General features: G+C 65.8%; 28 protein-coding genes. 13 read left to right on the top strand and 15 right to left on the bottom strand.

What is annotated here, in order from left to right; all coding sequences use genetic code 11:
• Nucleotides 1-13: 13 nt before the first annotated feature.
• Nucleotides 14-1,588 (top strand): aminopeptidase P family protein, encoded by a 1,575-nt coding sequence (locus AC6JAM_RS15570; RefSeq protein ID WP_497935219.1) that lies wholly within the window; start codon nucleotides 14-16, stop codon nucleotides 1,586-1,588.
• A 140-nt stretch (nucleotides 1,589-1,728) separates the two neighbouring features.
• Here AC6JAM_RS15570 and AC6JAM_RS15565 read toward each other — a convergent pair whose 3' ends face one another.
• Nucleotides 1,729-2,745, bottom strand: coding sequence for a YflT domain-containing protein (locus tag AC6JAM_RS15565; RefSeq protein WP_497935218.1), 1,017 nt, complete (start codon nucleotides 2,743-2,745; stop codon nucleotides 1,729-1,731).
• Between the two features lie 77 nt (nucleotides 2,746-2,822).
• Between AC6JAM_RS15565 and AC6JAM_RS15560 the strand changes: the two genes are divergently transcribed.
• The 3 genes from AC6JAM_RS15560 to AC6JAM_RS15550 all read left to right on the top strand — a co-directional run bounded on the left by AC6JAM_RS15560 (nucleotide 2,823) and on the right by AC6JAM_RS15550 (nucleotide 6,001).
• Nucleotides 2,823-4,106 carry a magnesium transporter MgtE N-terminal domain-containing protein gene (locus AC6JAM_RS15560; RefSeq protein WP_026265667.1) on the top strand — a complete coding sequence of 428 codons (1,284 nt, stop codon included), beginning with the start codon at nucleotides 2,823-2,825 and terminating at the stop codon, nucleotides 4,104-4,106.
• Nucleotides 4,090-4,782 carry a DUF1003 domain-containing protein gene (locus AC6JAM_RS15555; RefSeq protein ID WP_018768586.1) on the top strand — a complete coding sequence of 231 codons (693 nt, stop codon included), beginning with the start codon at nucleotides 4,090-4,092 and terminating at the stop codon, nucleotides 4,780-4,782. Before AC6JAM_RS15560 ends, AC6JAM_RS15555 begins: the two co-directional genes overlap by 17 nt.
• Before the next feature lie 61 nt (nucleotides 4,783-4,843).
• Nucleotides 4,844-6,001, top strand: a complete 1,158-nt coding sequence (locus AC6JAM_RS15550; protein WP_223992155.1) for an Mrp/NBP35 family ATP-binding protein — start codon at nucleotides 4,844-4,846, stop codon at nucleotides 5,999-6,001.
• A gap of 30 nt (nucleotides 6,002-6,031) precedes the next feature.
• On the opposite strand, the gene AC6JAM_RS15545 is transcribed toward AC6JAM_RS15550, so the two are convergent.
• The 3 genes from AC6JAM_RS15545 to sigE all read right to left on the bottom strand — a co-directional run bounded on the left by AC6JAM_RS15545 (nucleotide 6,032) and on the right by sigE (nucleotide 8,027).
• Nucleotides 6,032-6,436, bottom strand: a complete 405-nt coding sequence (locus AC6JAM_RS15545) for a twin-arginine translocase TatA/TatE family subunit (RefSeq protein WP_018768588.1) — start codon at nucleotides 6,434-6,436, stop codon at nucleotides 6,032-6,034.
• A gap of 69 nt (nucleotides 6,437-6,505) precedes the next feature.
• Nucleotides 6,506-7,405, bottom strand: coding sequence for a hypothetical protein (locus tag AC6JAM_RS15540; protein WP_018768589.1), 900 nt, complete (start codon nucleotides 7,403-7,405; stop codon nucleotides 6,506-6,508).
• Nucleotides 7,406-7,412: 7 nt separating this feature from the next.
• Nucleotides 7,413-8,027, bottom strand: a complete 615-nt coding sequence (gene sigE, locus AC6JAM_RS15535; protein ID WP_026265669.1) for an RNA polymerase sigma factor SigE — start codon at nucleotides 8,025-8,027, stop codon at nucleotides 7,413-7,415.
• A 229-nt stretch (nucleotides 8,028-8,256) separates the two neighbouring features.
• On the opposite strand from sigE, the gene AC6JAM_RS15530 reads away from it, so the two are divergent.
• A complete protein-coding gene (locus AC6JAM_RS15530) occupies nucleotides 8,257-8,889 on the top strand; it encodes an O-methyltransferase (protein ID WP_018768591.1) in 633 nt (210 codons plus the stop codon).
• Nucleotides 8,890-8,947: 58 nt separating this feature from the next.
• Here the strand turns inward: AC6JAM_RS15530 and AC6JAM_RS15525 are convergent, their stop codons facing one another.
• The 4 genes from AC6JAM_RS15525 to AC6JAM_RS15510 form a co-directional block, all read right to left on the bottom strand.
• On the bottom strand, nucleotides 8,948-9,115 hold the full coding sequence (locus AC6JAM_RS15525) for a DUF3117 domain-containing protein (protein WP_009357720.1): 168 nt from the start codon (nucleotides 9,113-9,115) through the stop codon (nucleotides 8,948-8,950).
• Between the two features lie 233 nt (nucleotides 9,116-9,348).
• A complete protein-coding gene (locus tag AC6JAM_RS15520; RefSeq protein WP_018768592.1) occupies nucleotides 9,349-10,605 on the bottom strand; it encodes a putative hexosyltransferase in 1,257 nt (418 codons plus the stop codon).
• Nucleotides 10,602-11,057, bottom strand: coding sequence for a DivIVA domain-containing protein (locus AC6JAM_RS15515; protein ID WP_056394094.1), 456 nt, complete (start codon nucleotides 11,055-11,057; stop codon nucleotides 10,602-10,604). Before AC6JAM_RS15515 ends, AC6JAM_RS15520 begins: the two co-directional genes overlap by 4 nt.
• 43 nt (nucleotides 11,058-11,100) lie before the next feature.
• Entirely contained in the window at nucleotides 11,101-11,883 is a 783-nt protein-coding gene (locus AC6JAM_RS15510) for an LOG family protein (RefSeq protein ID WP_018768594.1), read from the bottom strand.
• A 104-nt stretch (nucleotides 11,884-11,987) separates the two neighbouring features.
• Between AC6JAM_RS15510 and AC6JAM_RS15505 the strand changes: the two genes are divergently transcribed.
• The 4 genes from AC6JAM_RS15505 (at nucleotide 11,988) to AC6JAM_RS15490 (ending at nucleotide 15,273) form a co-directional block, all read left to right on the top strand.
• The gene (locus AC6JAM_RS15505; RefSeq protein WP_026265670.1) at nucleotides 11,988-12,743 is read left to right on the top strand and encodes an amino acid ABC transporter ATP-binding protein; all 756 of its coding nucleotides are present in this window, start codon (nucleotides 11,988-11,990) and stop codon (nucleotides 12,741-12,743) included.
• Between the two features lie 70 nt (nucleotides 12,744-12,813).
• Complete coding sequence (locus AC6JAM_RS15500; protein ID WP_144599990.1) at nucleotides 12,814-13,701, top strand: glutamate ABC transporter substrate-binding protein; 888 nt, start codon at nucleotides 12,814-12,816, stop codon at nucleotides 13,699-13,701.
• An 85-nt stretch (nucleotides 13,702-13,786) separates the two neighbouring features.
• Entirely contained in the window at nucleotides 13,787-14,437 is a 651-nt protein-coding gene (locus AC6JAM_RS15495; RefSeq protein WP_018768597.1) for an amino acid ABC transporter permease, read from the top strand.
• Nucleotides 14,434-15,273, top strand: a complete 840-nt coding sequence (locus tag AC6JAM_RS15490) for an amino acid ABC transporter permease (RefSeq protein ID WP_018768598.1) — start codon at nucleotides 14,434-14,436, stop codon at nucleotides 15,271-15,273. The genes AC6JAM_RS15495 and AC6JAM_RS15490 overlap by 4 nt, the downstream gene beginning before the upstream one ends.
• Nucleotides 15,274-15,346: 73 nt before the next feature.
• On the opposite strand, the gene dapE is transcribed toward AC6JAM_RS15490, so the two are convergent.
• A complete protein-coding gene (gene dapE / locus AC6JAM_RS15485; RefSeq protein WP_497935217.1) occupies nucleotides 15,347-16,483 on the bottom strand; it encodes a succinyl-diaminopimelate desuccinylase in 1,137 nt (378 codons plus the stop codon).
• Between the two features lie 51 nt (nucleotides 16,484-16,534).
• On the opposite strand from dapE, the gene dapD reads away from it, so the two are divergent.
• Together dapD and AC6JAM_RS15475 are read left to right on the top strand one after the other, a co-directional pair.
• A complete protein-coding gene (dapD, locus tag AC6JAM_RS15480; RefSeq protein ID WP_018768600.1) occupies nucleotides 16,535-17,557 on the top strand; it encodes a 2,3,4,5-tetrahydropyridine-2,6-dicarboxylate N-succinyltransferase in 1,023 nt (340 codons plus the stop codon).
• A 7-nt stretch (nucleotides 17,558-17,564) separates the two neighbouring features.
• Nucleotides 17,565-18,422 carry a hypothetical protein gene (locus tag AC6JAM_RS15475; protein ID WP_018768601.1) on the top strand — a complete coding sequence of 286 codons (858 nt, stop codon included), beginning with the start codon at nucleotides 17,565-17,567 and terminating at the stop codon, nucleotides 18,420-18,422.
• Nucleotides 18,423-18,452: 30 nt separating this feature from the next.
• On the opposite strand, the gene AC6JAM_RS15470 is transcribed toward AC6JAM_RS15475, so the two are convergent.
• Both AC6JAM_RS15470 and AC6JAM_RS15465 read right to left on the bottom strand, forming a co-directional pair.
• Nucleotides 18,453-19,064, bottom strand: coding sequence for a hypothetical protein (locus tag AC6JAM_RS15470; protein WP_018768602.1), 612 nt, complete (start codon nucleotides 19,062-19,064; stop codon nucleotides 18,453-18,455).
• 114 nt (nucleotides 19,065-19,178) lie between these two features.
• A complete protein-coding gene (locus AC6JAM_RS15465; RefSeq protein WP_026265671.1) occupies nucleotides 19,179-19,787 on the bottom strand; it encodes a TetR/AcrR family transcriptional regulator in 609 nt (202 codons plus the stop codon).
• 109 nt (nucleotides 19,788-19,896) lie between these two features.
• Here AC6JAM_RS15465 and galE point away from each other — a divergent pair, with 109 nt between their 5' ends.
• The gene (gene galE / locus AC6JAM_RS15460) at nucleotides 19,897-20,910 is read left to right on the top strand and encodes a UDP-glucose 4-epimerase GalE (protein WP_134163758.1); all 1,014 of its coding nucleotides are present in this window, start codon (nucleotides 19,897-19,899) and stop codon (nucleotides 20,908-20,910) included.
• Nucleotides 20,911-20,986: 76 nt separating this feature from the next.
• Here galE and AC6JAM_RS15455 read toward each other — a convergent pair whose 3' ends face one another.
• From AC6JAM_RS15455 to fdxA, 3 genes are all read right to left on the bottom strand, one after another.
• Complete coding sequence (locus tag AC6JAM_RS15455) at nucleotides 20,987-22,273, bottom strand: citrate synthase (protein ID WP_018768605.1); 1,287 nt, start codon at nucleotides 22,271-22,273, stop codon at nucleotides 20,987-20,989.
• A 237-nt stretch (nucleotides 22,274-22,510) separates the two neighbouring features.
• The gene (dapC, locus tag AC6JAM_RS15450; protein WP_497935216.1) at nucleotides 22,511-23,662 is read right to left on the bottom strand and encodes a succinyldiaminopimelate transaminase; all 1,152 of its coding nucleotides are present in this window, start codon (nucleotides 23,660-23,662) and stop codon (nucleotides 22,511-22,513) included.
• Nucleotides 23,663-23,676: 14 nt separating this feature from the next.
• Nucleotides 23,677-24,003, bottom strand: coding sequence for a ferredoxin (fdxA, locus tag AC6JAM_RS15445; protein ID WP_026265673.1), 327 nt, complete (start codon nucleotides 24,001-24,003; stop codon nucleotides 23,677-23,679).
• A 137-nt stretch (nucleotides 24,004-24,140) separates the two neighbouring features.
• Between fdxA and AC6JAM_RS15440 the strand changes: the two genes are divergently transcribed.
• The gene (locus AC6JAM_RS15440) at nucleotides 24,141-24,380 is read left to right on the top strand and encodes a putative acetyltransferase (RefSeq protein WP_497935215.1); all 240 of its coding nucleotides are present in this window, start codon (nucleotides 24,141-24,143) and stop codon (nucleotides 24,378-24,380) included.
• A 49-nt stretch (nucleotides 24,381-24,429) separates the two neighbouring features.
• Here the strand turns inward: AC6JAM_RS15440 and AC6JAM_RS15435 are convergent, their stop codons facing one another.
• On the bottom strand, nucleotides 24,430-25,239 hold the full coding sequence (locus tag AC6JAM_RS15435) for a putative endonuclease domain-containing protein (RefSeq protein ID WP_497935214.1): 810 nt from the start codon (nucleotides 25,237-25,239) through the stop codon (nucleotides 24,430-24,432).
• Nucleotides 25,240-25,278 lie beyond the last annotated feature (39 nt).

The raw sequence follows: 25,278 nt of genomic DNA, 5'->3' as shown, positions 1-25,278 counted from the left end.
AGACGATGGTGCCGTGAACGATGCCGAAAACACCCAAAACTCTGCTTCCCAGCCGTTGGAGGAGCGCGTCAACAACCGCTCGCAGCGGCCCAGTTCCAACGCTTTCAAGGCCTTCATGGCCAGCAACTGGGCGCCGTCCAGCCAGGAGCTTCCGCAGCGGGACGCCGTCGCCGGATACGCCGCTGCCCGGCGCAAGGCGATCTCCGCCCTGTTCAACGGCGAACGCCTGATCATCCCCGCGGGGCCCCTGAAAGTCCGTTCCAACGACTGCGACTACCGCTTCCGCCCGCACTCCGGCTTCGCCCACCTGACCGGGCTGGGCCTGGACCACGAACCGGATGCCGTCCTGATCCTGGAACCCGTGGCAGAAGGAACGGGCGACGACGGCGGGAACCACCGCGCGACGCTGTACTTCCGGCCGCTGGCCGGCAGGGACACCGAACAGTTCTACGCCGATTCCCGCTCCGGCGAGTTCTGGATTGGGGCCCGCCCCACCCTGGAGGAATTCGAGGCCCGCCTGGGACTGGCCACCGCGCACATCGACCAACTGGAAACGGCCATCACCAAGGATGTGGGCGCCCCGGAGATCGGCGGAATCTCCATCCGCCTGGTCCGCAAAGTGGACGAGAACATTGACGCACTGGTGGACACGGCCCGGTACAACACGGCCAGGGACCCTGAGAACCTGGACCTTGGCATCCTTGATGCCCTGGACGAAAAGCTCAGTGAGGCGCTTTCCGAACTGCGCCTGCTCAAGGATGAGTGGGAAATCGAGGAAATGAAGATTGCGGTGGCGGCCACCGTCGAAGGCTTCGAAGAAGTGGTCAAGGCACTTCCGCGGGCACTGACGCATGCCCGCGGCGAGCGGGTGGTGGAGGGAGCCTTCTTCGCCCGCGCCCGCGAAGTGGGCAACGAACTGGGTTACGACACCATCGCAGCATCCGGCAACAACGCCACCGTGCTGCACTGGACCCGCAACACCGGACGCATCCACGCCGGCGAGCTCCTGCTCCTGGACGCCGGTGTCGAGGCCGACTCGCTCTACACTGCAGACATCACCCGGACGCTTCCGGCCAGCGGCTCCTTCAGCGACATCCAGCGCAAGGTCTACCAGGCAGTCCTTGATGCTGCCGACGCCGGGTTCGCCGCTGCCCGGCCGGGAACCAAGTTCCGTGACATCCACACCGCCGCCACCACCGTGCTGGCAGAACGCCTGGCCGAATGGGACATCCTGCCGGTCAGCGTGGAGGAGGCCATCAGCCCCGAGGGGCAGCAGCACCGCCGGTGGATGCCGCACGGCACCAGCCACCACCTGGGACTGGACGTGCACGACTGCGCGCAGGCCAAACGCGAACTCTACCTGGACGGCATCCTCACCGAAGGCATGGTCTTCACCATCGAACCGGGCCTGTACTTCAAGAAGGAAGACCTGGCGATTCCCGAGGAATACCGCGGCATCGGCATCAGGATCGAGGACGACATCCTCATGACCGCTGACGGCCCCGTGAACCTCAGTGCCGCCCTGCCGCGGAAACCGGAAGACGTGGAGGACTGGATGGCCGGCATCTACCGGACCGAAGAAGCCTGACCCCGGCCGGAAACAGCAAAGAGCGGGGCCGCCGGATTCGTTCCGGCGGTCCCGCTCTTTGCGTTGGCGCTCCCAGGTTTCCTTGGCTTTCAGGTTTCCTTGGCTTTCAGGCTTCCTGGACCTTGGCTGCTCCGGCCGTCCTACTCCCGGTGGTCGCCGTGGTGCTGGTCCCCGTCCTGGCCATGCCGGGCGTCAGGTTGGTGTTCCGCGTTCTGTCCTGGCGCAGGCTGTCGGGGATCTGGCTGTCCTGGCTCTGGCTGTCCTGGCCCTGGCTGTCCGGCGCCGGGACCCTGCGGCAGGCGCACGCCGTACTGCGGGCGGCCATCCGGCAGGTCCGGGTAGCGGACGGCCCGGACCGGGCTTGCCGGCTGCGCCGGCTGGTGCTGGCCGCCGTCGTATTGCTGCCCGCCGTGCTGCTGGCCACTGTGCTGCTGACCACTGTGCTGCTGGCCGGCGTCGCCTGCATAGCCACTTCCGTCCTGGGCTGATCCATCCTCGGCGGCTGTGCCGGCGGACCGCTGGCCGTAGGGATCGTTCCATCCGGCGGGACGGGCAGGGCCCTGCTGCTGCCCCGGCTGCTGCTGGTGCTGGTACGGCTGGTTGTAGTAGTCGTGCTGTGTGTACGGCCACTGGCCCGCTGCCGCGTCCGAACGCGTCATGGGCAGCTGCTGCAGCAGGCGCCGCGCCTCGTGGGCGGCCTCCGGCGCAACGATCACGTCATAGCTCGTTGCCACCACCTGGCTGGTGGACGTGAAGTCCCGCTTGCCGCGCTGCATGGCGTACGTGACAATGCCGAAGAGCATGAAGAACGCCGCACCCATCAGCACCGACGTCATGATCGAGAAGTAGCCGGGCGAGGGTGCGAAGAAGGACAGCATGACGCCGACGAACAGGCCGAACCACATGCCGCTCAACGCCCCCGACAGCGCCACCCGGGGGTAGCTGAGACGCCCGGTGACCCGCTCCACCATCTTCAGTTCATTGCCCACGATGGAGACCATCTGGACCGGGAACTGCTGGTCCGCCAGGTAGTCAACCGCTTTTTGGGCGTCGAGGTAGGAAGTGTAGGAGCCAACGGTGTCGCCGGTGGGAACAGCCCGGGCATCGTCCGGTCCGTTCGCGGCGCCGGCCCTGGGAGGACCAAAAATGTTCGACATAACCCCATTCTTGCCCATCAAGGTGGGTGCTGCCTGTAAATTCAGCTAAAAGAGAGCAGACTCGGTAGCCTGTAGTGGTGAGCACAACACCTACTCGCGTCTTCGTGGCGCGCCTCCTGGGCCTCGATGTCTTCGACCCGCTGGGCGACCGGCTGGGCCGGCTGCGCGATGTTGTTGTGCTGTCCCGCGGAACCCAGGGAGCCCCCCACGTGGTGGGCATCGTGGTGGAAGTACCGGGAAAGAAGCGCGTCTTCGTGCCCATGACGCGCATTACCTCGATCGACCAGACCCAGATCATCTGCACGGGCCTGGTCAACCTGCGCCGGTTTGAACAGCGCGGAGCCGAAACGCTGGTGGTGGCGGAGATGTTCGACCGCAGGGTCACCCTCCGTGACGGCAGCGGGGACGCCACCATCGAGGACATCGCCATCGACCAGCACCGGTCCCGCGACTGGTTCGTCAGCAAGCTCTTTGTCCGGCGCGGCCACTCACTGTCCCCCTTGAGCCGGCTGCGCCGCAACGAAACACTGATCATTGACTGGGCGGACGCCCAGCAGGGGCCACGCACCGAGCCGCAGGCAGCCACACAGTTCGTGGCCAACCACGAGGACCTCAAGCCCGCTGACTTCGCCGAGGCACTGCAGGAGATGAGCGACAAGCGCCGGTTCGAAGTGGCCAGCGAACTGCAGGACGAACGGCTGGCCGACGTCCTCCAGGAGCTTCCCGAGGACGACCAGGTGGAAATCCTCTCCGCGCTGGATGTCCAGCGCGCCGCCGACGTCCTCGAGGAGATGGACCCCGACGACGCCGCCGACCTCCTCGGCGAACTCCCCTCCGCCCAGGCAGAGGAACTCCTCCAGCTGATGGAACCCGAAGGCGCGGAGGACGTCCGCCGCCTGCTTGAATACGACGAGGACACCGCCGGCGGCCTGATGACTCCGGTACCGGTCATCCTGCCGCCGGAAGCCACGGTTGCCGAAGCCCTGGCCCACGTCCGGCGGGAGGAGCTCTCCCCTGCGCTGGCGTCGTCGATCTTTATTGCCCGGCCGCCGCTGGAAACCCCCACCGGCCGCTTCCTGGGTGTGGTGCACATCCAGCAGCTGCTGCGCTTCCCGCCGTTCGAGGCTCTGGGAAACCTGGTGGACAAGAACCTCGAGCCGTTGTCCGACCAGGCCCACATCAGCGAAGTGGCACGGACCCTGGCCACCTACAACCTCAACTCCCTCCCGGTGGTCAACGACGCCGGCCGGCTTGTGGGGGCGGTGACTGTTGATGACGTATTGGATCACTTGTTGCCGGACGACTGGCGCGCCCATGATGGCGAAGCCCCGATAAGAAAGCTCGGTGGCCGCATTGGCTGATAACAGCGCCCCGAAGAACCCCAGCCAGCGGAACCTGGCCAACGCGGAATCAAAAGGCAGTCTCGATACTCCCTTGAGCGCCCGGCAGCGGATCCTGCCCAAGTTCTCCCCGGATCCGGACGCATTCGGCCACGCCACCGAGGGCTTTGCCCGGTTCATGGGCACCCCGCAGTTCCTGGTCTACATGACGGTGTTCTGTATTTTCTGGCTGGGCTGGAACACGTGGGCGCCCGTCGAGTGGCAGTTCGATTCAAGGGACCTTGGCTTCACCCTGCTGACCCTGATGCTGTCGCTGCAGGCTTCCTACGCCGCGCCCCTGCTGCTGCTGGCGCAGAACCGGCAGGATGACCGCGACCGCGTCTCGGTGCAGCAGGACCGCCAGCGCGCCGAACGTAACCTGTCCGACACCGAGTACCTGACCCGGGAACTGGCCTCCCTGCGGATCGCCCTGCGCGAGGTAGCCACCCGCGACTACGTCCGCGCCGAGCTGCGCTCACTCCTTGAAGACCTGCTGGAAGCCCAGGAGGAACTACGGACCCACGATGACACGGGCCCCGGTTCGCACGAATCCCCACGGGACAAGGTCAAGGACAAGCTGCGCGAACAGCGGGACCGGCAACGCAGCCCGCGCACCCAGCAGATCCCCCGGGTGAAACCGGGCCACTCTGCCCAATGACCGCCAGGCCGCCCACCGGCAGGCCCGCCGCCGCATCCGTACGAAAGCCGAGGCTCCTCCCATGAGCGCCCCCATCGATCCCGCTGACTCCACCCAACCGGCACTGGCACAGGCCGTCAACAGCGCCCTCGCCACCGTGATCGATCCCGAACTCCGGCGCCCCATCACCGAACTGGGCATGGTGGACTCCGTCCAGGTTTCCGACGACGGCAAGGTGAGCGTGGCGGTCCTGCTCACCATTGCCGGCTGCCCGCTGCGGGACACCATCACCGCCGATGCGCAAAAGGCCCTTTTCGCAGTCCCCGGCGTCACCGCCGTCGACGTCGAGCTCAAGGTGATGGACCAGGCCCAGCGCGATGCCCTCAAGGAGAAGCTGCGCGGCGCCGGCGGCCAGCGCAAAATCCCCTTCAATGAGCCCGATTCCCTTACCAGGGTCTACGCCGTGGCCAGCGGCAAGGGCGGAGTGGGCAAGTCCTCGGTCACCGTCAACCTGGCCACGGCCCTGGCTGCCCAAGGCCTCCGTGTGGGCATCGTGGATGCAGACGTCTACGGCTTCTCCGTCCCTGCGCTGATGGGCATCACCCAGAAACCCACCCAGGTGGACGACATGATCCTGCCCCCGGTTGCGTACGGCGTGAAGGTGATCTCCATTGGCATGTTCGTCACCGGCAACCAGCCGGTTGCCTGGCGGGGACCCATGCTGCACCGGGCCCTGGAACAGTTCCTCACCGACGTCTACTTCGGCGACCTGGACGCCCTGTTCCTGGATCTCCCGCCGGGTACGGGTGACATCGCCATTTCCGTGGCCCAACTCCTGCCCAAGGCCGAAATCCTGGTGGTCACCACGCCCCAGGCGGCGGCGGCGGACGTTGCCGAACGCGCTGGCGCCATCGCCACCCAGACGGGTCAGAAGATCGCGGGCGTCATCGAGAACATGTCCTACCTGGAGATGCCCGACGGCGGCCGGATGGAACTGTTTGGAAGCGGCGGCGGGGCGGTCCTCACCGAACGCCTCAGCGCCACGGTCGGGGCGGAGGTACCGTTGCTGGGCCAGATTCCCCTGGACATCCAGCTGCGCGAAGGCGGGGACTCGGGGGTTCCGATCGTGCTGGGCCAACCTGCTTCGGCGGGCGCTGTGGCGCTGGCCGGCATCGCAGGGCAGTTGGCCGCAAAACCCCGTGGCCTTGCAGGGATGAAGCTGGGACTGCAGCCGCGCTGACCGGGCCGGAACTGGCGGGGCGCGAAAACCCTAGGTGGCTTCGGTGTCGAAAGGGGCTGCATCGCCAGGGGCCAGCCTCTGCACGACTCTTTCAGGCCGCTGCGGGGCTGCATCCGCCACGGCCGCGGCGCCGGAAACTGCTGCCACGGCGGCCGGAGCATTTGCGCTGACGGGCTTGGTGTCGTCGTCGAGCAGTGCTTCCTTGATGATGCGGCGGGGGTCGTACTGGCGGGGGTCGTACTTCTTCCAGTCGACATCGTCAATGTCGATGCCCACTTCTTCCTTGATTTGTTCACGCGCCCCGGAAGCCATGCGGCGGAGTTCCTTGACCAGGTTTGCCAGCTTCTGGGTATATTCCGGCAGCCGCTGGGGGCCGATCACCAGCACGCCGATGATCAGCAGAAGGATGAACTCCGGGCCGTTGATTCCAAACACTTTAGGAAGATTACCCTCTCCGGGCTGCGAGTGACGATTCCCGTCCGGCGGACGGGAAAACAGTCTGCATTACTGGGTGAACAGGGCAGCTATCTTGTTGATCCCGCGCTCCAGCCGCGACTCCAGGGGCTCCGGTGCCGGCGTCACCGTGGTGTCGGGCACGGCGGCGGCAACCCCTTCCGCCGCGGTATCGGCGTACTGCTTGAGCATGGGCAGGGCATCATCTGCCTGCTCGGGGGGCAGATCGGAGCGGTAAGTGATGGTGAGGCCGGCTGCCCGGTAGGTGGCGGACCAGGGAGAGGTGCTCGAAACCTGCATTGGACCACCTTGGCCGGCGGAGCCCTCCCCCGCCGGGGCGCCCGGAGCCGGTGTCGCGTTGCCGGCCGGTTGATGATCAACCGGGTGCTGTTCCGTGACGGTGGCGTGATGGGTACCGTCGGTGAGCCGCAGCTCCACTGCAGGTTGCCCGTCAACCACCAGCGCCCTGGCCGCTTCCACATGGAATCCCATGGCCTGCAGTTCGGGGCAGGCCCACCCCTCCGAACGCAACGTGGCCAGCTGCGCGGCGGTCAAGGTCCGGCCGTCCGCAGGGGTCTGGGACGAGACGTGCGAAAAGGCTGCTTCGGTCCCCGCCCGTTCCCCTGCCGCAGGGTCTCCCGCTGCCGTGAAGGCCCCTACGGCCAGCACTCCGGCCGCTGCCATGGTTCCGCCCGCGGTGAATGCAAGTGCCCGGGCGGCCACACGGGAGGTCCCGCCCTGATGGGCAGGGGCGGGCGGCTGGGCTGCCAATTCGTGGGTGCGGGTCAGCAGCCGCGCCGTCAGGTCCTGGCTGGCGGGCGGAATGGGAGCATCGCGCAGACGCTCCAGGTACTGCCGTTCCCGGCGCACGGCCGCAGCACACTCCTGGCAGGCCTCAAGGTGGCTGCCGCTGCGCTGATGCCTGCCGCCGAAAGGAAACTGGGACTTCATGTGCCGTTCAGAGGATGCCGGCGATGCGTGGCATCGCAAGCTTGCGGCGGGACTGCTGCGGGCGGGGGTCGCGGTGGGCCAGCTTTTCACGGAGCATGGTCCTGCCGCGGTGGATGCGTGAGCGGACGGTGCCCAGCTTCACGCCCAGGGCCTCGGCGACTTCGTCGTAGGACAGCCCCTCGAGGTCGCACAGGACCACGGCGGCACGGAAGTCCGGCGGCAGTTCCTCCAGCGCCGCCTGTACGTCCAGGTCCAGGTTGTTCAGCTCGAAGCTCTGCTCCGGCCCCGGCTCACGGCCGGGCAGCCGGGACTCGGCGTCCTCCGCGAGGGCGTCGAAACGGATGCGGGTCCTGCGCCGGGCCTGGTCAAGGAACAGGTTGGTGGTGATGCGGTGCAGCCAGCCGTCGAGTGTTCCTGGCTTGAAGTTCTCCAGCGACCGGAAGACGCGGACAAACACCTCCTGGGTGAGGTCCTCGGCGTCGTACTTGTTTCCGGTCAGGCGGTACGCCAGCCGGTACACCTTTGCGGAATGGTTGGTGACCACTTCTTCCCAGGTGGGACGGACCCACTCATCATCGGGATTGTTTACTGCAGGGACAGGTGCCACAACTGAAGATGACATCGTCCACTCCCCTCGTGGAATGCTAACGCCCGGATACTGTTGACATCTCTGATTCGGCGCCGGTCACCTTTTGGATGAGCGGATATCAATCATGTCAAACTTGGCTGGGAATTTCCTGACCATTGGCAAACTTCAGCCTTCGGCGCAACGGCCGCTTTCCCGGCCGGCCGGCCCGAACACAGTAGGCTTGAGGAGACATTCCCCCCTTACGCCCAGAAAGCGATAATTCATGAGCGCCGACAAATCCAGCAGCTGGTCCTATGCAGAAGATCTGCCCGCTGAGGATGAGGTTATGCTTCGGGCCCGGGAACGTTCATTTGAATTGGGAGTAAGCGCCATCAGCCCCGGCGTGGGGGCCGTCCTGACGGTGCTGGCCGCCGCCTCCAAAGCCCAGACCGCCGTCGAGATCGGCACCGGCGCCGGCGTCTCCGGCGTCTGCCTGCTGCGGGGCCTGGGACCGCACGCAGTCCTGACCACCATCGACGTGGATGTGGAGCACCTGAGGGCCGCCCGCGAAGCGTTTGCGGAGGCCGGCAGTCCCGCCAACCGCACCCGCACCATTTCCGGCCGTGCGGGCGACGTCCTGCCACGGCTGACCGATGGCGCCTACGACCTCGTCTTCATCGACGCGGACAAGCCGGGCCTTCCGGGCTATGTGGAGCAGGCCATCCGGCTGCTGAAGCCCGCGGGGCTGCTGGTCATCAATGACGCGCTGGACAAGGACAAGGTTGCCAACCCGGCGGGCCGGGAGGCCACCACGGTGGTCCTGCGGCAGGTGGGCAGGGCAATCCGCGACGACGACAGGCTGGCGTCGGCAATGCTCCCCACCGGCGATGGCCTGCTGGTGGCAGTCAAGAAGTAAGTCTCCCAAAAAAGGACAGGGTGCGCAGCCCGCGGGCCGCGCACCCTGTCCGGTACGACTATTCGGTAACGCCTACCAGGCATTCCTTGAGGTTGGCTGCCTCGGCAGCGTTCAGTTCGACCACCAGGCGTCCGCCGCCTTCGAGCGGGACGCGCATGATCAGGCTGCGGCCCTCCTTGGTGACTTCCATTGGGCCGTCGCCGGTGCGTGGTTTCATAGCCGCCATGAGGAATTCCCCTCCATTTTGTCCCAGGACTGATCAGCCCGGGCGGGCTGTGTCCGCATGTCGATCAGGCCGCTATGGCGGGGTGGTGGTGCCACCGCCAAGGCTGCGCGTTTTCTGAATGCTTTTGTCCTTGCTTACCTATCATTATCGCGGAATTACCCGTACGTAGCTAATCGATGGACATTTTCCGGCAACTGTTATTTCCAGGCTGACCTGCGCGGAAGCCTGATTTGTCAGGGCGGATAATCCCCTCCGCCGGGAAGCTGCGCCCAGGCCCAGAGCCAGACGATCCAGACCATCTGAAGCAGCAGGAACATCACCACCACCGTGCCCCGGTAAGCCCTGGAACGGGACAGGAACGCCGCCCCCAGGGCCAGTGGAAACAGCGGCAGCAGCATCCTGAAGGTGCTGGTTTGCGGATGGAGGAACATCAGCAGGTAACCCATGTAGCAGGCGCACCAGAGCCGCAGTTCGACGCCGAGCCGCACCACCGGGGGAAGGAACAGCATGGCAATGAACAGTGCCACGAAAACCACGGGGGCCAGAAGGCCCAGCACGGGGCCGAAGAGTTCGACGCCGGTGTCGAACCACGGCTGGAACGGGACCAGGTCCTGGCCCCGCCACACCGTCTCGGTTTTGGTATAGGCCTGCGGGTCGCCCGTCGCTGCCCAGGCGGCGGCGGGCCAGGCCAGCGCGGAAACGCCTGCGACGGCGGTGAGCCCCGTCAGTGCCGCCAGGTCCCGGAGGGAATGGGCTGCTTCATCCGCGCCGCGCTGCCGCCCCTTCCGGATGTGCGCGGCGGCGCGGAAGACCAGCAGCAGCCCCGCCATGGCGGCGAAGGGGACGCCCACCGGCCGGGACAGGCACAGCAGGAACACCACGGGGATGGCCCAGAGGTACTGCCGGCGTACTACCAGCAGCAGGGCCGCGGCCAGCAGCAGGAGTGACAGCGGCTCGGCATACGGGACCTGCAGCACGGCGGAGACGGGAAAAGTCGAAAAGAACGCTACCCCCCACATGGCCGGCACGTGTGCGGCCTTCTGCCGGAAGAGCGTGTAGACCACCAGGGCGGCCGCCCAGCCGGCCAGCATGGCGATGAGGGTCAGCGAGGCGGCAGGGTTCAAGCCGGTGAGGCGGCTAAGTCCACCGGCCAGTGCAGGATAGAGCGGGTAGAAAGCCCACGTATTTTCCTGCACATTGCCGGCGGCATCCGTGGGAAGGATTGACGGGTAGCCGTTGGCGATGACCTGGGCGTACCAGCGGGCGTCCCAGATGTTGATGAAGTTCCAGTAATCCGGCTTGGGCGGGAACCAGGGGTTGACGCCCTGGTGGAGCGCCGCGGCCATGAAGATGCAGGCCGAAACGAGGCGTGCGGCGGCATACAGGCCGGTGACCTGGAGCCACCACGGCCAGTTGCGGACGGCTGAGGCCAGGCGTCGGGCCAGGGTGCCGGCAGAGGGCGGAGCGTTGCGGGGGGCCACCGTGCTCACAGGCCGCCCTGTCCCGGCACGGCAACCTCGTCGGCCTCCCCACTCCCGGCGTTCCCGCTGCCTGGCACTTCAGGTGCCCTCCCGCCGGGTGCCGCGGGTCCGCCGTCGGAAGCCTGCTCCCCCGCCTGCTCCATGGCAGCCAGCCGGATACGCAGCTCCGCCAGCTCGGTGTCCCTTGCGGTCAACTGGTCCCGCAGCTCGTCCAGGACCTGGTCCACCTGGTCCATCCGGTAGCCGCGCAGGCCAAGCGAAAAGCGGATCTGCTCAACGTCTTCCGGAGCGGCACGCTCCGGAAGCAGCACGGGCGGCAGGTTGGCGGGCGGCTCGTCGAATCCCCCGTCCAAAAGGGCGGGCAGCGCAGCCCCGCCGGTCTTGCGGGCGCGCCGGCCCAGGCCGGCCCAAAGGACGGCCGCCACCAGCACGACGGCCAGGAAAACGAGGAAGAAGCTCACGGTTCCATCGTGCCAGACCGGCGGCCCGGACTTTGGCCTGCAGCTACTCCGGCCGCTGTTCCCCGTTCAGGGACGGTGTCACGCCTGCATGCAGGACCCGGTCCACTGCCTCCGCGGGATCGTCCACGAGCTGGATCAGGTCCAGGTCCTTTTCCGAGACCATGCCTTCGGCCACCAGGGTGCCCCTGATCCAGTCGATCATCGGTCCCCAGAATTCGACGCCGAGGAGCACGATGGGAAACGAGGTCACCTTGCGCGTCTGGACCAGGACCATGGCCTCGAACAGCTCATCCAGGGTGCCCAGCCCGCCGGGGAGCACAATGAAGCCCTGCGCGTATTTGACGAACATCGTCTTGCGGGCAAAGAAGTACCGGAAGTTGATGCCCAGGTCCACCCACTGGTTCAGGCCCTGCTCGAACGGCAACTCGATGCCAAGGCCAACCGATACGCCGTTGCCCTCCACCGTCCCCCGGTTGGCCGCCTCCATGGAGCCCGGCCCGCCACCGGTAATTACCGCGACTCCGGCTTCGGCGAGCTTGCGGCCCACCTCCACACCCATCTCGTAGTACTGGCTGCCCGGTTTGGTCCGCGCCGAGCCGAAAACGCTGACCGCTTTTCCAATGTCCGCCAGGGCACCGAAACCTTCGACGAATTCACTTTGGATCCGCAGGACCCGCCACGGATCGGTGTGGACAAACTGGCCCGGACCCTTGGTATCAAGCAGGTGCTGGTCCGACATCTCCACGGCCGCCTGCTTGCGCCGCAGCTCAAGGGGCCCCTTACGGCGGGGCTGGGAATTCTTGGCCGGATCTGCGTTGATACTCATTCCCCTAGGCTAACCTCCCACTCCAGGTATCTCTTGAATCACGATCAGCAGGAACTTGGGGTGATTGGCGTCATAACGCACGGTTCTTCGCTAGATTCGTTCCTATGACTACTCATGTGCCCGGCGATGCCCTCGTCTCCCTGAACGCCGTAAACAAGCATTACGGCCAGCTGCACGTTTTGAAGGACATCAACCTGCAGGTCCGCAAGGGCGAGGTTGTTGTGGTCATCGGACCCTCGGGATCCGGTAAGTCCACCCTCTGCCGGGCCATCAACCGCCTGGAAACCATTGAGGGCGGAACCATCAGCATCGACGGGAAAGTCCTCCCCGAGGAAGGCAAGGAGCTCGCGCAGCTCCGTGCCGACGTCGGAATGGTTTTCCAGTCCTTCAACCTCTTCGCCCACAAGACGATCCTCGAGAACGTGACCCTGGGACCCATCAAGGTCAAGGGCGTGTCCAAGGCGGCCGCGGAAAAGGACGCCATGGCCCTGCTCGAACGGGTGGGCGTGGGCCACCAGGCGCCCAAGCTGCCGGCCCAGCTCTCCGGCGGCCAGCAGCAGCGTGTGGCGATTGCCCGCGCCCTGGCAATGAAGCCGAAGGTCATGCTGTTCGATGAGCCCACATCCGCACTGGACCCCGAAATGATCAACGAGGTCCTGGACGTCATGGTCCAGTTGGCCAAGGAAGGCATGACCATGATTGTGGTCACGCACGAGATGGGCTTCGCCCGCAAGGCCGCCGACCGCGTGGTCTTCATGGCGGACGGCCAGATCGTCGAGGACGCCACCCCGGAGGAATTCTTCACCAACCCGAAGAGCGACCGCGCCAAGGACTTCCTGTCCAAGCTCCTCACCCACTGAGTTATTCGAACCATCACACGTCAGTTCGCATCCAGGCCGGAAACCCACGGCCACCAATGAAAGGAATGTCATGAAGGCATTTATGTCCAGGCGGAAATCCTTCGTCGTGGCGGCCACCGCTGCCCTCGCCCTGTCCCTCAGCGCCTGTGGCGGCGGAGACTCGGGTGGCTCCAGCAACCCCAGCCCCGTTGAGAAGCCGTCGTTCGCTGCCGGAACCACCATGGCAAAGCTGTCCTCCGCCGGCACCATCAAGATCGGCACCAAGTTCGACCAGCCACTGTTCGGCCAGGTTGGCCTGGACGGCAAGCCCGTCGGTTTCGACGTTGAAATCGGCAAGCTGATCGCCGCCAAGCTGGGCATCGCCGCGGACAAGATCGAATGGTCCGAGACCGTTTCGGCCAACCGCGAGCCCTTCATTGAGCAGGGCAAGGTGGATCTGGTCATTGCCACCTACACCATCAGCGACAAGCGCAAGCAGGTTGTCGACTTCGCCGGCCCGTACTACGAAGCCGGCCAGGCCCTCATGGTGAACAAGGACAACGACTCCATCAAGAAGCCCGAGGACGTCAAGGGCAAGAAGGTCTGCTCCGTGACGGGCTCCACCCCGGCCGCCACCATCGTGGACAAGTACGGCGCGGAACTGGTTCCGGCCGCCACCTACTCCGCCTGCCTGGAGCCGCTTCGCAACAAGCAGGTTGAAGCCGTCACCACGGACAACGTGATCCTCGCCGGTTTCGTTGACAAGGAGCCGGATGCCTTCAAGCTCGCCTCAGAGGAAACCTTCACCAAGGAGCCTTACGGCATCGGCCTGAAGAAGGGTGATACCGAGTTCCGCAACTGGATCAACGACCAGCTGGAAGCCTTCGGGAAGGACGGCTCGTACAAGAAGGCGTGGGAAGCCACCGCAGGTTCGGTTATCAAGACCGCGCCCAGCCTCCCGGCCATCAACCGTTACTAAGTAGCGTCCGCCATGCTGCCGGGGCCCCTCAACGGCCCCGGCAGCACAGCCTTCAATCCGTCCACGCTTACAGCCGAAGGATCTTATGGACGTCATCTTTGAAAACCTGCCCCTGTACTGGGAGGGTTTTCTCCGCACTCTTTTCCTTTCCGTCGTCTCCGGTATCTTCGCGTTGATCCTTGGCACTTTGCTGGCCGCGGCACGCGTCTCCCCGGTTGCGGCACTCCGCGGTTTCAGCACCGTCTACGTGGAAGTCCTCCGCAACACCCCGCTGACCATCGCGTTCTTCTTTGCAGCAGTCGTGCTCCCCCGTATCGGAGTCAAGTTCGAACAGTTCGAGATCGCCGCGATCATCGCCCTCAGCACCTACACCGCCGCGTTCATCGCCGAAGCTGTCCGCTCAGGTGTCAACAGCGTGCCTGTCGGCCAGGCCGAGGCAGCGCGCAGCATCGGCATGAAGTTCGGCCAGGTGCTCTCGCTCATCATCCTCCCCCAGGCCCTGCGGACGGTGATCCCGCCGCTGATCAACATCCTGATCGCGCTCGTCAAGAATTCTTCGGTGGCCGGCGCCTTCTTCGTCCTGGAGCTGTTCGGCTACGGCCGCCAGCTGGCCAACGCCAACGGCGACGCCGTCATCACCGTCCTGCTGGGCACGGCGTTCTTCTATCTGCTCCTCACCGTTCCGCTGGGAATCCTCGCCAACACGGTGGAACGAAAGGTGGCGATTGCCCGATGAGCTCGGTTCTCTACGACGTCCCCGGCCCCAAAGCGCGCCGGGTTTCCCTCATTGCCTCCATCATCGGCGGCCTGCTGATTCTCGGCCTGCTGGCCTGGGTGGTTACGATCCTCGCCCAGCAGGGCATCTTCGAGGCGCGCCGCTGGCAAATCTTCACCCGCGGCGACGTGTGGCAGCTGCTCGGTAAAGGGCTGGGGTCCACGCTTTCCGCAGCCGCACTGGCGGCAGTCATCGCGTTCCCGCTGGGCCTGCTGCTGTGCCTGCTCCGCATTTCGGATGCCGCATTCATCCGGATTCCCATGAGGATCATCCTGGAATTCCTCCGCGGCATGCCCGTGGTCCTCATGATGCTCTTCATCCTGCTCGGGTTCGGCACCTCGGCGTTCATCGCCGTCGTGGCCGGCCTGGTGCTGTACAACGCTGCGGTCTTTGCCGAGATCATCCGCGCCGGCATCCAGTCCCTGCCCAAGGGACAACGGGAAGCCGGCCTGGCCATCGGCCTCACCAGCTACAAGTCCCGCATGCTGATCGAGCTGCCGCAGGCGATCCGCCGCATGATGCCGTCCCTCGTGGCGCAGATGGTGGTGCTGCTGAAGGACACCTCGCTGGGCTACATCGTGGCGTACGGCGAGCTGCTGCGCGCGGTGCAGGTCATGGCGGACTTCCTTGGCACGCAGTACCTGTTCCCCATCTTCTTCGTGGCGGCGGCCATTTACATCGCCATCAACATCTCGGTCTCGCGGCTTGCCGTGTGGATCGAGCGCCGCGGCTCCAAGAAGGCAGCCGGGGGCATGGCGAAGGCCGAACCCGATGTTTTGGAAGCTGCGGCTCCGTAGCTTCCAAGAGCCCACAACAGGAAAGGTCCGGAGCTCCCGTGGGGAGTTCCGGACCTTTCCTGTTCGTGGACCGTCAGGCAGCGAGCCAGCTCTCCAGGGCGGCCAGGCACTTGCGGATGGCGTCGGCGTGGACGTGCTCGTCGTCCTTGTGCGCCAGCAGCGCGTCCCCCGGGCCGAAGTTCACCGCCGGGATGCCCAGCTCACTGAAGCGGGCGACGTCGGTCCAGCCGTATTTGGGCTTGGGCTCGGCTCCCACGGCGGCCACGAACGAGGCGGCAGCCGGGTGCTGCAGTCCGGGCCGCGCGCCGGCGGCGGCATCGGTGCGGACCACGTCGAAGCCCGCCAGCAGCTCCCGGACGTGGGCTTCGGCCTGGTCCGGCGTCTTGTCCGGGGCGAACCGGTAATTGATCTCGACGACGCAGCGGTCCGGGATGACGTTCCCGGCCGTGCCGCCGTTGATCTTCACCGCGTTGAGGCTTTCCCGGTAATCGAGCCCGTCGACATTGATGGTCCGGGGTTCGTAGGCCGCCAGGCGGGCAAGGATCGGTGCCGCGGCGTGGATGGCGTTGCTGCCCATCCAGGCGCGGGCCGAGTGGGCGGCCTCCCCCACCGTGCTTGCCTCGAACCGGCTGGTGCCGTTGCAGCCGCCCTCCACCGTGCCGTCCGTCGGTTCCAGCAGGATGGCGAAGTCCCCCTTCAGCAGGTCGCCGTGGTTGCGGACCAGGCGTCCCAGTCCGCTCTTCACGGCCTCCACTTCCTCGTGGTCATAGAAGATGAAGGTGACGTCCCGCTTGGGCTGCGCGCCGCCGTCGAACAATCCTGCCGCCAGTGCGAGCTGGACTGCCACCCCGCCCTTCATGTCCGTGGCCCCGCGGCCATACAGGACGCCCTCGCCCGGAACACCCGATTCCCAGCTGGAGGGAACGGTGCCCCGGGATCCTTCGGTGAGCGGAAGCGGCACTGTGTCCAGGTGGCCGGCAAGGATCACACGCTCAGCGAGTCCAAGTTCGGTCCGGGCGATGATGGCGTCGCCGTCGCGCACCACGGCCAGCTGGGGAATCCCGAGCAAGGCGGACTCGACGGCGTCCGCGAGCTGCTTTTCATTGCCGGACACGCTGTTGATGTCCATGAGCGCTGCGGTCAGCAGCGCCACGTCCTGGCGGAGGTCAAGGGTGGACACGGAAGAGTCTGGGGCGGTTTCAGCAGTCACGAAGCCAGTCTAGTTCGAACCCCATGCCCCGCCCTCGATAGACTGGAGCACATGACTGAGACCGCTTCCTCTGCCGTGCCCGAAACCCTGACCTCCAACGCTGATGACCGTTCCGCCTACGGTTTTGGCGTAGCCACCATTGCCACCGGCGACGCCACCGTCCTGGACGTCTGGTTCCCCGCTCCGGCACTGGGTGTTGCGGCGGAGAACCTCCGCACGGTGGACAACGCGGATGAAACCCTGGTGCAGATCGCCGAGAACGGCACTGACGAGGACCGCGGCACCGAGCAGAAGGTGGTCTTTGTCCAGATCAACCTCGATGAAGCCCCGGCGGACACCGCGGACGCCTACCTCCGCCTCCACCTCCTCTCGCACCGCCTGGTCCAGCCCAACACCATCAACCTGGACGGCATCTTCGGCAAGCTTCCCAACGTGGTGTGGACCAACTTCGGCCCGGCCGCCGTCGAGGGCTTCGAACTGACACGCGCAAGGCTTCGCCGCCGGGGCGCCGTCACCGTCTACGGCGTGGACAAGTTCCCGCGCATGGTGGACTACGTGGTCCCCTCCGGCGTCAGGATTGCCGACGCCGACCGGGTCCGCCTGGGCGCGCACCTCGCCGCCGGCACCACAGTCATGCACGAGGGCTTCGTCAACTTCAACGCCGGCACCCTGGGCACCTCCATGGTGGAAGGCCGTATCTCCGCAGGTGTCGTGGCCGGCGACGGCAGCGATGTTGGCGGCGGCGCCTCCATCATGGGCACCCTGTCCGGCGGCGGCAAGGAAAAGATCACCATCGGTGAGCGCGTCCTGCTCGGTGCGAACTCCGGCGTGGGCATCAGCATCGGGGATGATTCCGTGGTGGAAGCCGGGCTTTACGTCACGGCAGGCACCCGGGTCCGCGTTCCGGGCCCCAAGGACGAGGTGGGCGATGACACCACCAAGATCGTCAAGGCCGCCGAACTCTCCGGCGTGCCCAACCTGCTGTTCCGCCGCAACTCCACCACGGGGGCGGTGGAGGCCCTGCCCCGCAAGGGCCAGACCGTTGAACTGAACGACGCCCTGCACGCCAACTGATCCCTTCGTGGCACGCAGACGCGGCCTGCGCCGCCTGGCGGTGCTGCTGCTCACCCTCGCACTGGCAGCGGGCGGAATTTACACAGCAGTGTTCTTCGTGCAGCGTTCCGAAACCCTCGTTTCGGAGCGCTGCACCGCTGCGGCCGGCAACCGGACCGGTGAACTTGCGCCGGACCAGGCGGCCAACGCCGCGCTGATTACCGCGGCGGCCGTCAGGCGGGGACTGCCGGCGCGCGCCGCCACCATTGCCATCGCCACTGCCATGCAGGAGTCGAAGCTGCGCAACATCGGGCACGGCGACCAGGCCGGTCCGGACTCGCGGGGGCTTTTCCAGCAGCGTCCGTCCCAGGGTTGGGGCACGGAGGCCGAGATCATGGACCCCTACTATGCCGTCAATGCCTTCTATGACGCGCTGGTGAAAATTCCGGGCTACGAGGCGCTCGACATCACCGATGCAGCTCAGCGGGTCCAGAAGTCGGCCTACCCCAAGGCATATGCCCAGCACGAGGACATGGGCCGGGCCTTTGCCTCCGGACTCACCGGACAGACGCCGGCCGGAGTGCAGTGCACGCTCCGCTCCCCGGCGGCCGGCGGGACAACAGCATCGGTGGCCACCGACCTGGACCAGGCCTACGGCGGCGTGGACTCACAGGTTGACGGCGCCACCCTGGTGGTGGACGCCGACGGCGCGCTGGCATGGTCGGTTGCCCAGTGGGCGGTTGCCAACGCCAAGGACCTGGCCGTCACCCAGGTGGAGGTGGCAGGCCGGACCTGGCACCGTCCCGATGGGGACGGATGGCAGGCTTCAGGGGCCCCGGAGGGACAGGTGCGCATCACCGTACGTCAGGACGACGGCGGCAGCTGAAGGGCCGCCGTCGTCCTGCCTTAAGGGTGGCTAGACCAGGATTTCCAGCACCGGCTGGACGTAACTGCGGAGGAGGTCCGGCTGCCCCATCAAATCCTGGCTCATGATGATCTTGTCGGGCTCCAGGTACCAGGCCCGCTGCTCGTCCAGCGGCAGCTCGATGATGGTCAGCTTGAAGTCCCGCGAGTCCCGCCCCACTTCCATCAGCCTGTCGTCCACCATGTCCTCAAGCAGCTGGTCCGTTCCGGATGCCACCCGTTCGGCCTCGAGCTCGGCGTATTCGCTCCTGCGCTCCCTGGCCCAAGTGAGGGCGGAGCCGAAATGGGCCTGCAGGACCCGCTGCAGGGCCGGAGAGTTGCCGAACGCGTCAAAACTGGGCGGGGAGAGTTCCGGCGATGTGTGCGGATGGGCCTTCAGCAGCTGCTCCCACCAGGCCTCCCACTCGGTCTTCAGCGCGCTGATGCCACCAACGTCGGCCGTCAGGTGGGAGTGGTCAGCCGAACGGACCTTCGGCGACGCATGGGACAGCATCGGTTGTCCCACTCCGTTCAAGCCGGCCGCATCCCGGACGTACAGCGCGATCATCATTGGCCCGGACGTGTCGGTGGTGATCTGCCACCCTGAACCGCTTGCGTGATGCATCCAAAGTCCTTCCCTGGCCTTCCCATGCCGGGCGGCATGACCCGCTCTGCAGTACCCGGCTATCAGTCTATTCCCGCAGCCAGTTCCCGGTAGTGCAGGATTGGACCCGGGCGCCTACCGTGCCAGTCCGTCCAGGTGCCGCTCAAGCACGTCGCGGCACATCTGCGCTGTCATCCAGCCCGGTTGCAGCAGGGCATGCATGCACAGGCCGTCCAGGGTGGCCAGAAGGCGTTCCGCCTCCACCACCAGGTTCTCCTGCGGTTCATCATCGGGGAGCAGGGAGGCAACCACTCCGCCCACGATGGCGGCCACCTCGCGGTGGCTGCGGTCGGCCTCGGCGGCAAGGAACGGCCTGATCCGCGCCGCGTTCTTGAAGGCAAGCCAGGCGCAGGCCTCCACAGCTGATTCCTCATCCAGCGGAAGCATGCCGCCCAGGAGGGTCAGAACCGCCTGCCGCTGTTCAGGGCTGGCCTGGGCAGCCTCCTGCACGCCCGGCAGCAGTGCCTCCAGCCTGCCGACCACCCGGTCCACCACGGTGCCGAACGAGAAGGCCAGCAGTTCATCACTGCCAGCGAAGTAGTGCCGGACGGAACCAACTGCCAGGCCGGCCTCGTCCGCCACTTCGCGCAGCGAGGCACGTTCCAGCCCATCGACGGCGATAATGCGCAGAACCGCTTGGACAACATCCTGACGCCGGGCATCCGCGTCTACTATTTTGGGCACCATTCTTATTAGCACACTTGTGCTTCCACTGCCGCCTCCACCGTCCGGTCGACGCCCGCCATCCGGGACGCAGGGGCGGGGACCGCTTCCCGTGGGATAGCGTTGAGGCATGAAAATCTTGGTCACAGGGGGTACCGGCTACATCGGTTCCCACACTGTTCTTTCCCTGCAGGAAGCCGGCCACGACGTGGCCGTCATCGACAACCTGGTCAACTCCAGCGAGGAGTCACTGCGCCGCGTGGCTGAGCTCAGCGGCAAGACCGCGGAGTTCCACAACGTCGACCTGGTGGACGAGGCCGCCGTCGACAAGGTCTTCGCCGGCGCCGGCATTGACGCCGTCATCCACTTCGCCGGGCTCAAGGCCGTGGGCGAATCAGTGCAGCAGCCGCTCAAGTACTACTACAACAACCTGGTGGGCACGCTCAACCTCATCCGCGTCATGGACCGGCACGACGTCCGCTCCATTGTCTTCAGCTCGTCCGCCACCGTCTACGGCGAACACAACCCCATCCCCTATGTGGAAAAGATGGAAATCGGCGCCAACAACCCCTACGGGCGCACCAAGGAACAGATCGAGGACATCCTCTCCGATCTTGGCGCAGCCGACTCCCGCTGGCACATAGCACTGCTGCGCTACTTCAACCCGGTGGGCGCGCACCCCTCAGGACGCATCGGCGAAGATCCCCAGGGCATCCCCAACAACCTGGTTCCCTTCATCGCCCAGGTGGCGGTGGGCCGCCGCGAGAAGCTCATGGTCTTCGGCGGCGACTACGACACCCCGGACGGCACCTGCCTGCGCGACTACATCCATGTGGTGGACCTGGCGGAAGGGCACGTCGCGGCACTGGACCACATTGCCGGCCGGACGGGCGTCTTCCGCTGGAACCTCGGCTCCGGCAAGGGCTCCTCCGTTCTGGAGGTCCTGCGCTCCTTCGAGAAGGCTGTGGGCAAGCCCATCCCCTACGAAATCACCAGCCGCCGGGCAGGGGACCTGCCCGCCTTCTGGGCCGACGCCACGTCCGCCCTGGCGGACCTGAGCTGGTCCACCACCAAGACGGTGGACCAAATGTGCGAGGACCACTGGCGCTGGCAGAAAAACAACCCCCAGGGCTACGCCTCGTAGTCCCCTTGAATGTGGCACAACGCGAAGCGGCCGCCCACCTTGGAAAGGTGGGCGGCCGCCGTCGTTATGGCTGGTTTCACCGGACCGGGTAGTCCCGCTCCGGCTCGCCGATGTACAGCTGGCGCGGACGGCCGATCTTGGTGTTGGGATCGCTGATCATTTCACGCCACTGGGCAATCCAGCCGGGCAGGCGGCCGATGGCGAACAGGACGGTGAACATTTTCTCGGGGAAGCCCATGGCCTTGTAGATCAGGCCGGTGTAGAAGTCCACGTTCGGGTAGAGCTTGCGCTGGATGAAGTAGTCGTCGCTAAGCGCCTTCTCTTCCAGCCGCATGGCGATGTCCAGCAGTTCGTCGTTGCCGCCGAGCTTGCTGAGGATCTCGTGCGCCGTGGCCTTGACGATCTTGGCGCGCGGATCGTAGTTCTTGTACACGCGGTGCCCGAAGCCCATGAGGCGGACGCCGTCTTCCTTGTTCTTGACCTTCTCCATGTAGTCCTCAGGCTTGAGGCCCTCGGCCTGGATCTGGCGGAGCATCTTGAGCACGGCCTCGTTGGCACCGCCGTGGGCCGGGCCGAAGAGGGCGTTGATACCCGCGGAAACGGACGCGAAGAGGTTGGCGTTGGAGGAGCCCACCAGGCGCACGGTGGAAGTGGAACAGTTCTGCTCGTGGTCAGCGTGGAGGATGAGGAGCAGGTCCAGGGCCTTGACGATGACCGGGTCCAGCTCATACTGCTCGGCGGGCAGGCCGAAGCTGAGGCGCAGGAAGTTCTCCACCAGGTTCATCGAGTTGTCCGGGTACAGCATGGGCTGGCCGATGGACTTCTTGTGGGCATAGGCGGCGATGACCGGCAGCTTGGCCATGAGCCGGATGGTGGAGACCTCCACCTGTTCGGCGTTGAACGGGTCCAGCGAGTCCTGGTAGAACGTGGACAGCGCGGACACGGCCGAGGACAGCACCGGCATGGGGTGCGCGTCGCGGGGGAAGCCGCCAAAGAAGCCCTTGAGCTCCTCGTGCAGCAGGGTGTGGCGGCGGATCTTCTGGTCGAACTCGTCCAGCTCGGTGGGCGTGGGCAGGTTGCCGTAGATCAGCAGGTAGGACACCTCAAGGAAGCTGGAGTGCTGCGCCAGCTGCTCGATGGGGTATCCGCGGTAGCGCAGGATGCCCGCATCGCCATCGATGTAGGTGATTGCCGAGGTGGTTGCTGCGGTGTTCATGAAGCCGGGGTCGAAGGTCACGGCACCGGTCTGCTTCAGCAGCTTGGAGACGTCGTAACCCTCGTTCCCTTCAACAACCTGGATGCGCGGGAGCTTCAGCTCGCCACCTGCGTGGAGCAGGGTCGCAGCATTGTTGGTCTCAGTCATGGAGTCCCCTTCATGAGGCTTCTGGGCCTCTGTCGAAAGCTTGATCCAACATCAGGTGAGCCGCGCACGAAGCCTGAGGAGACAGGTTCCAACACCCGGGCTGCCTTCTTGTAGAAAGCCACCATTGATAGTCACTTAAAAAGTACCGCCCCTTGGCGGGTGTCACTAATCCGCAGCCGTCAAATGCACCGTAAAACGCGCCGGATGTGGGGCGAGTCACACGATTATTACGTACCCTTAGGAGCCTGATCCGGCCAGGCGTGCCACGGCCGCATCGATCCGCTCGTCGGATCCGGTGAGGGCAACGCGGACATAGCCGTTGCCGGCGTCCCCGTAGAAGACGCCGGGTCCCACCACAATGCCGCGGTCAGCCAGGCGGGCCACCGTGTCCCACGTGTCCTCCCCCGCCGTCGACCAAAGGTACAGCCCGGCGTCGGAATCCTTGATCTCCAGGCCGAAGTCCAGCAGGGCGGGCACCAGCCGCTCCCGCCGGCCCCTGTACAGGTCCTTTTGGGCCTCGACGTGGGAGTCATCCCCCAGGGCCACGCGCATGGCCTCCTGGACCGGGTAAGGGACAATCATGCCCGCGTGCTTGCGGCTGTTGACCAGGTTGGGCATCAGGTCCGGATCACCGGCCACGAATGCCGCGCGGTAGCCGGCGACGTTGGACTGCTTGCTCAGCGAGTACACGGCAAGCAGGCCCTGGTGGGAGCCGCCCGCCACCTGCGGGTCCAGGATGCTGGGAACGCGCCGGCCGCCGCGCTGGACGTCCCAGTCCCCCCATCCGAGTTCGGCATAGCATTCGTCCGAGGCCACCACGGCACCCAGCTCACGCGCCTGTTCCACAAGCGCCTTGAGGGATTCGATGCCCCGGACGCTTCCCGTGGGGTTCCCGGGGGAATTGACCCAGATGAGGCGGACGCGCGAGCGGGTGGCGTCATCGAGTTCGTCCAGGTTGTCCGTAGCCACGGAGGTGACGCCTGCGAGGGTGGCGCCGATATCGTACGTCGGGTAGGCCACCTTGGGGCGTACGACGACGTCCCCCGGCTTGAGGCCCAGCAGCAGCGGAAGCCACGCAACGAGTTCCTTGGACCCCACCGTGGGCATGATGTTCCGGGGATCAAGGCCGGACACGCCGCGCTGGCGCTCGAACCAGCCCGCAATGGCTTCCCGGAGCGCCGGGGTGCCGTGCACCGTGGGATATCCCGGGGCATTCGCGGCCGCCTTCAGTGCATCCTGTATCAGCTGCGGCGTGGGATCGACGGGTGTCCCGATCGACAGGTTCACGGCTCCGCCGGGATGCTCCGAAGCCTTCGCCAGGTACGGCGCCATGGCCTCCCACGGGTAGTCGGGCAGGTCCAGGCCAAACGAATTCGTTGCTGCGGTCACGGCTTGCGTCCGCGTCAGTGGTCTTGGTTCTGCGGCGGCAGGGCGGCGATCATGGGGTGGTCCTTGCCCGTGTTGCCGACCTTGGCCGCGCCACCCGGGGACCCGAGGTCATCGAAGAACTCAACATTGGCCTTGTAGTAGTCGGCCCATTCCTCGGGGGTGTCATCCTCGTAGTAGATGGCCTCCACCGGGCACACCGGTTCACAGGCGCCGCAGTCAACGCATTCGTCCGGATGGATGTACAGCGAACGCTCGCCCTCATAGATGCAGTCGACCGGGCACTCCTCAATACATGCCTTGTCCTTAACATCCACACACGGCTGCGCGATTACGTACGTCACGTCCCTGGCCTCTCCACGTTGGGTTCCGGCTTCCCGCCGGCTCTTGCATCCGGCAGCACGGCCGGACTGTTGACATCTGAGCCTATTATCCCCCAGCCCGTTCCCGCGAACCTAGCCGGCGCACCTAGTATGAACTGGTGAATCAGCCACTACCCGCACCCGCCCGCTTCCTTGCCTCGGCTGCGCCCGGCATCCGCGTGGTGGTGCGTTACCGGATCGAAGGAGGCCTCACGGACGCCCTGGGTCACCTGCTGGCCTGCGACGCCGGTTCCTGTACAGTCCGCACCCGGCAGGCCGACGTCGTTATTCCCCTTGGGCAGGTGGTGGCCGCCAAGGAGGTCCCGCCTGCTCCCCCGCGCCGCCCGGCCGTGCGCTGACTGCCGCTCCCGGTGCGCCCGGACTGCTCCTGCGCGCTGATCCCGGGCTTCATCGCGCCGTCCCGTACATGGCAAGTGCCTTACGGACGATTCCAACGAACTCCGCGGGGTCGCGGACCAGCATCTCGAACGTCACCCGGAGAGTTGGGACACCCCTGATGACGGTGACATTCCAACGCCGCCTGTCTTCCCGATAGGCCTCCCGGCTGCTGTGATGGGCATAGCCGTCCGCCTCAATGCCCAGCAGCCCATCAACAAGGAGATCCAGGTGGCCCATGCCAGGAATGTGCACCTGCAACTCGACTGTAAGCCCCGCTTCTTCAAGCAGATACCGGGCGATGGTTTCGATGATGGAGCCGGACTGGGGTCGGATTCTGCCAACCAGGTTCAGCAGGGCCTTTTCACGGGCGGCCGGAAACCGCGCCCGCAGCTCCGCGAGTTGGATTTGGCCTTTCTTGACGGCGGACTCCGCGATAGTCAGTCCCTCAAGAGGGGGCAGACAGCGGAGAGACTGGCAGACGACGTCCAGAGGAGTCAACGGAAGGTCGCTGCGGTGCACCATACAGCCGGCTATTGGCCTGCCATGGCGAGCGGCAAGATGCGGCCTATCCGGAACCTTGATCACCCATAACCCGGATGCCACTGCGGCCGTGACGCAACCAGGTGCGGCGTGATGGCGCGCCGCATGGATAAGCATGGGGTCAGCATCCGGAAGGGCGAATACGCCGCGGGCGATCCTTTGGACGGAGCCGTCTGATAGTCCGGCTTCCAGACATCGGCGGGAGACGCCGGCCAGTAACAGTGTTCGGGTGCCCGCAACGCCGCCCAAGGCAGCCAGCGCTTCAGAAATAGTTCGCATGTCTGAAGCCTGCGCCTCGCGGCGAGCATCCGCAGGTGG

Source organism: Arthrobacter sp. GmRoot5-12 (assembly GCF_059739365.1).
The sequence above is the reverse complement of the archived record's forward strand: the minus strand, read 5'-3'. Positions and strand labels throughout refer to the sequence as shown.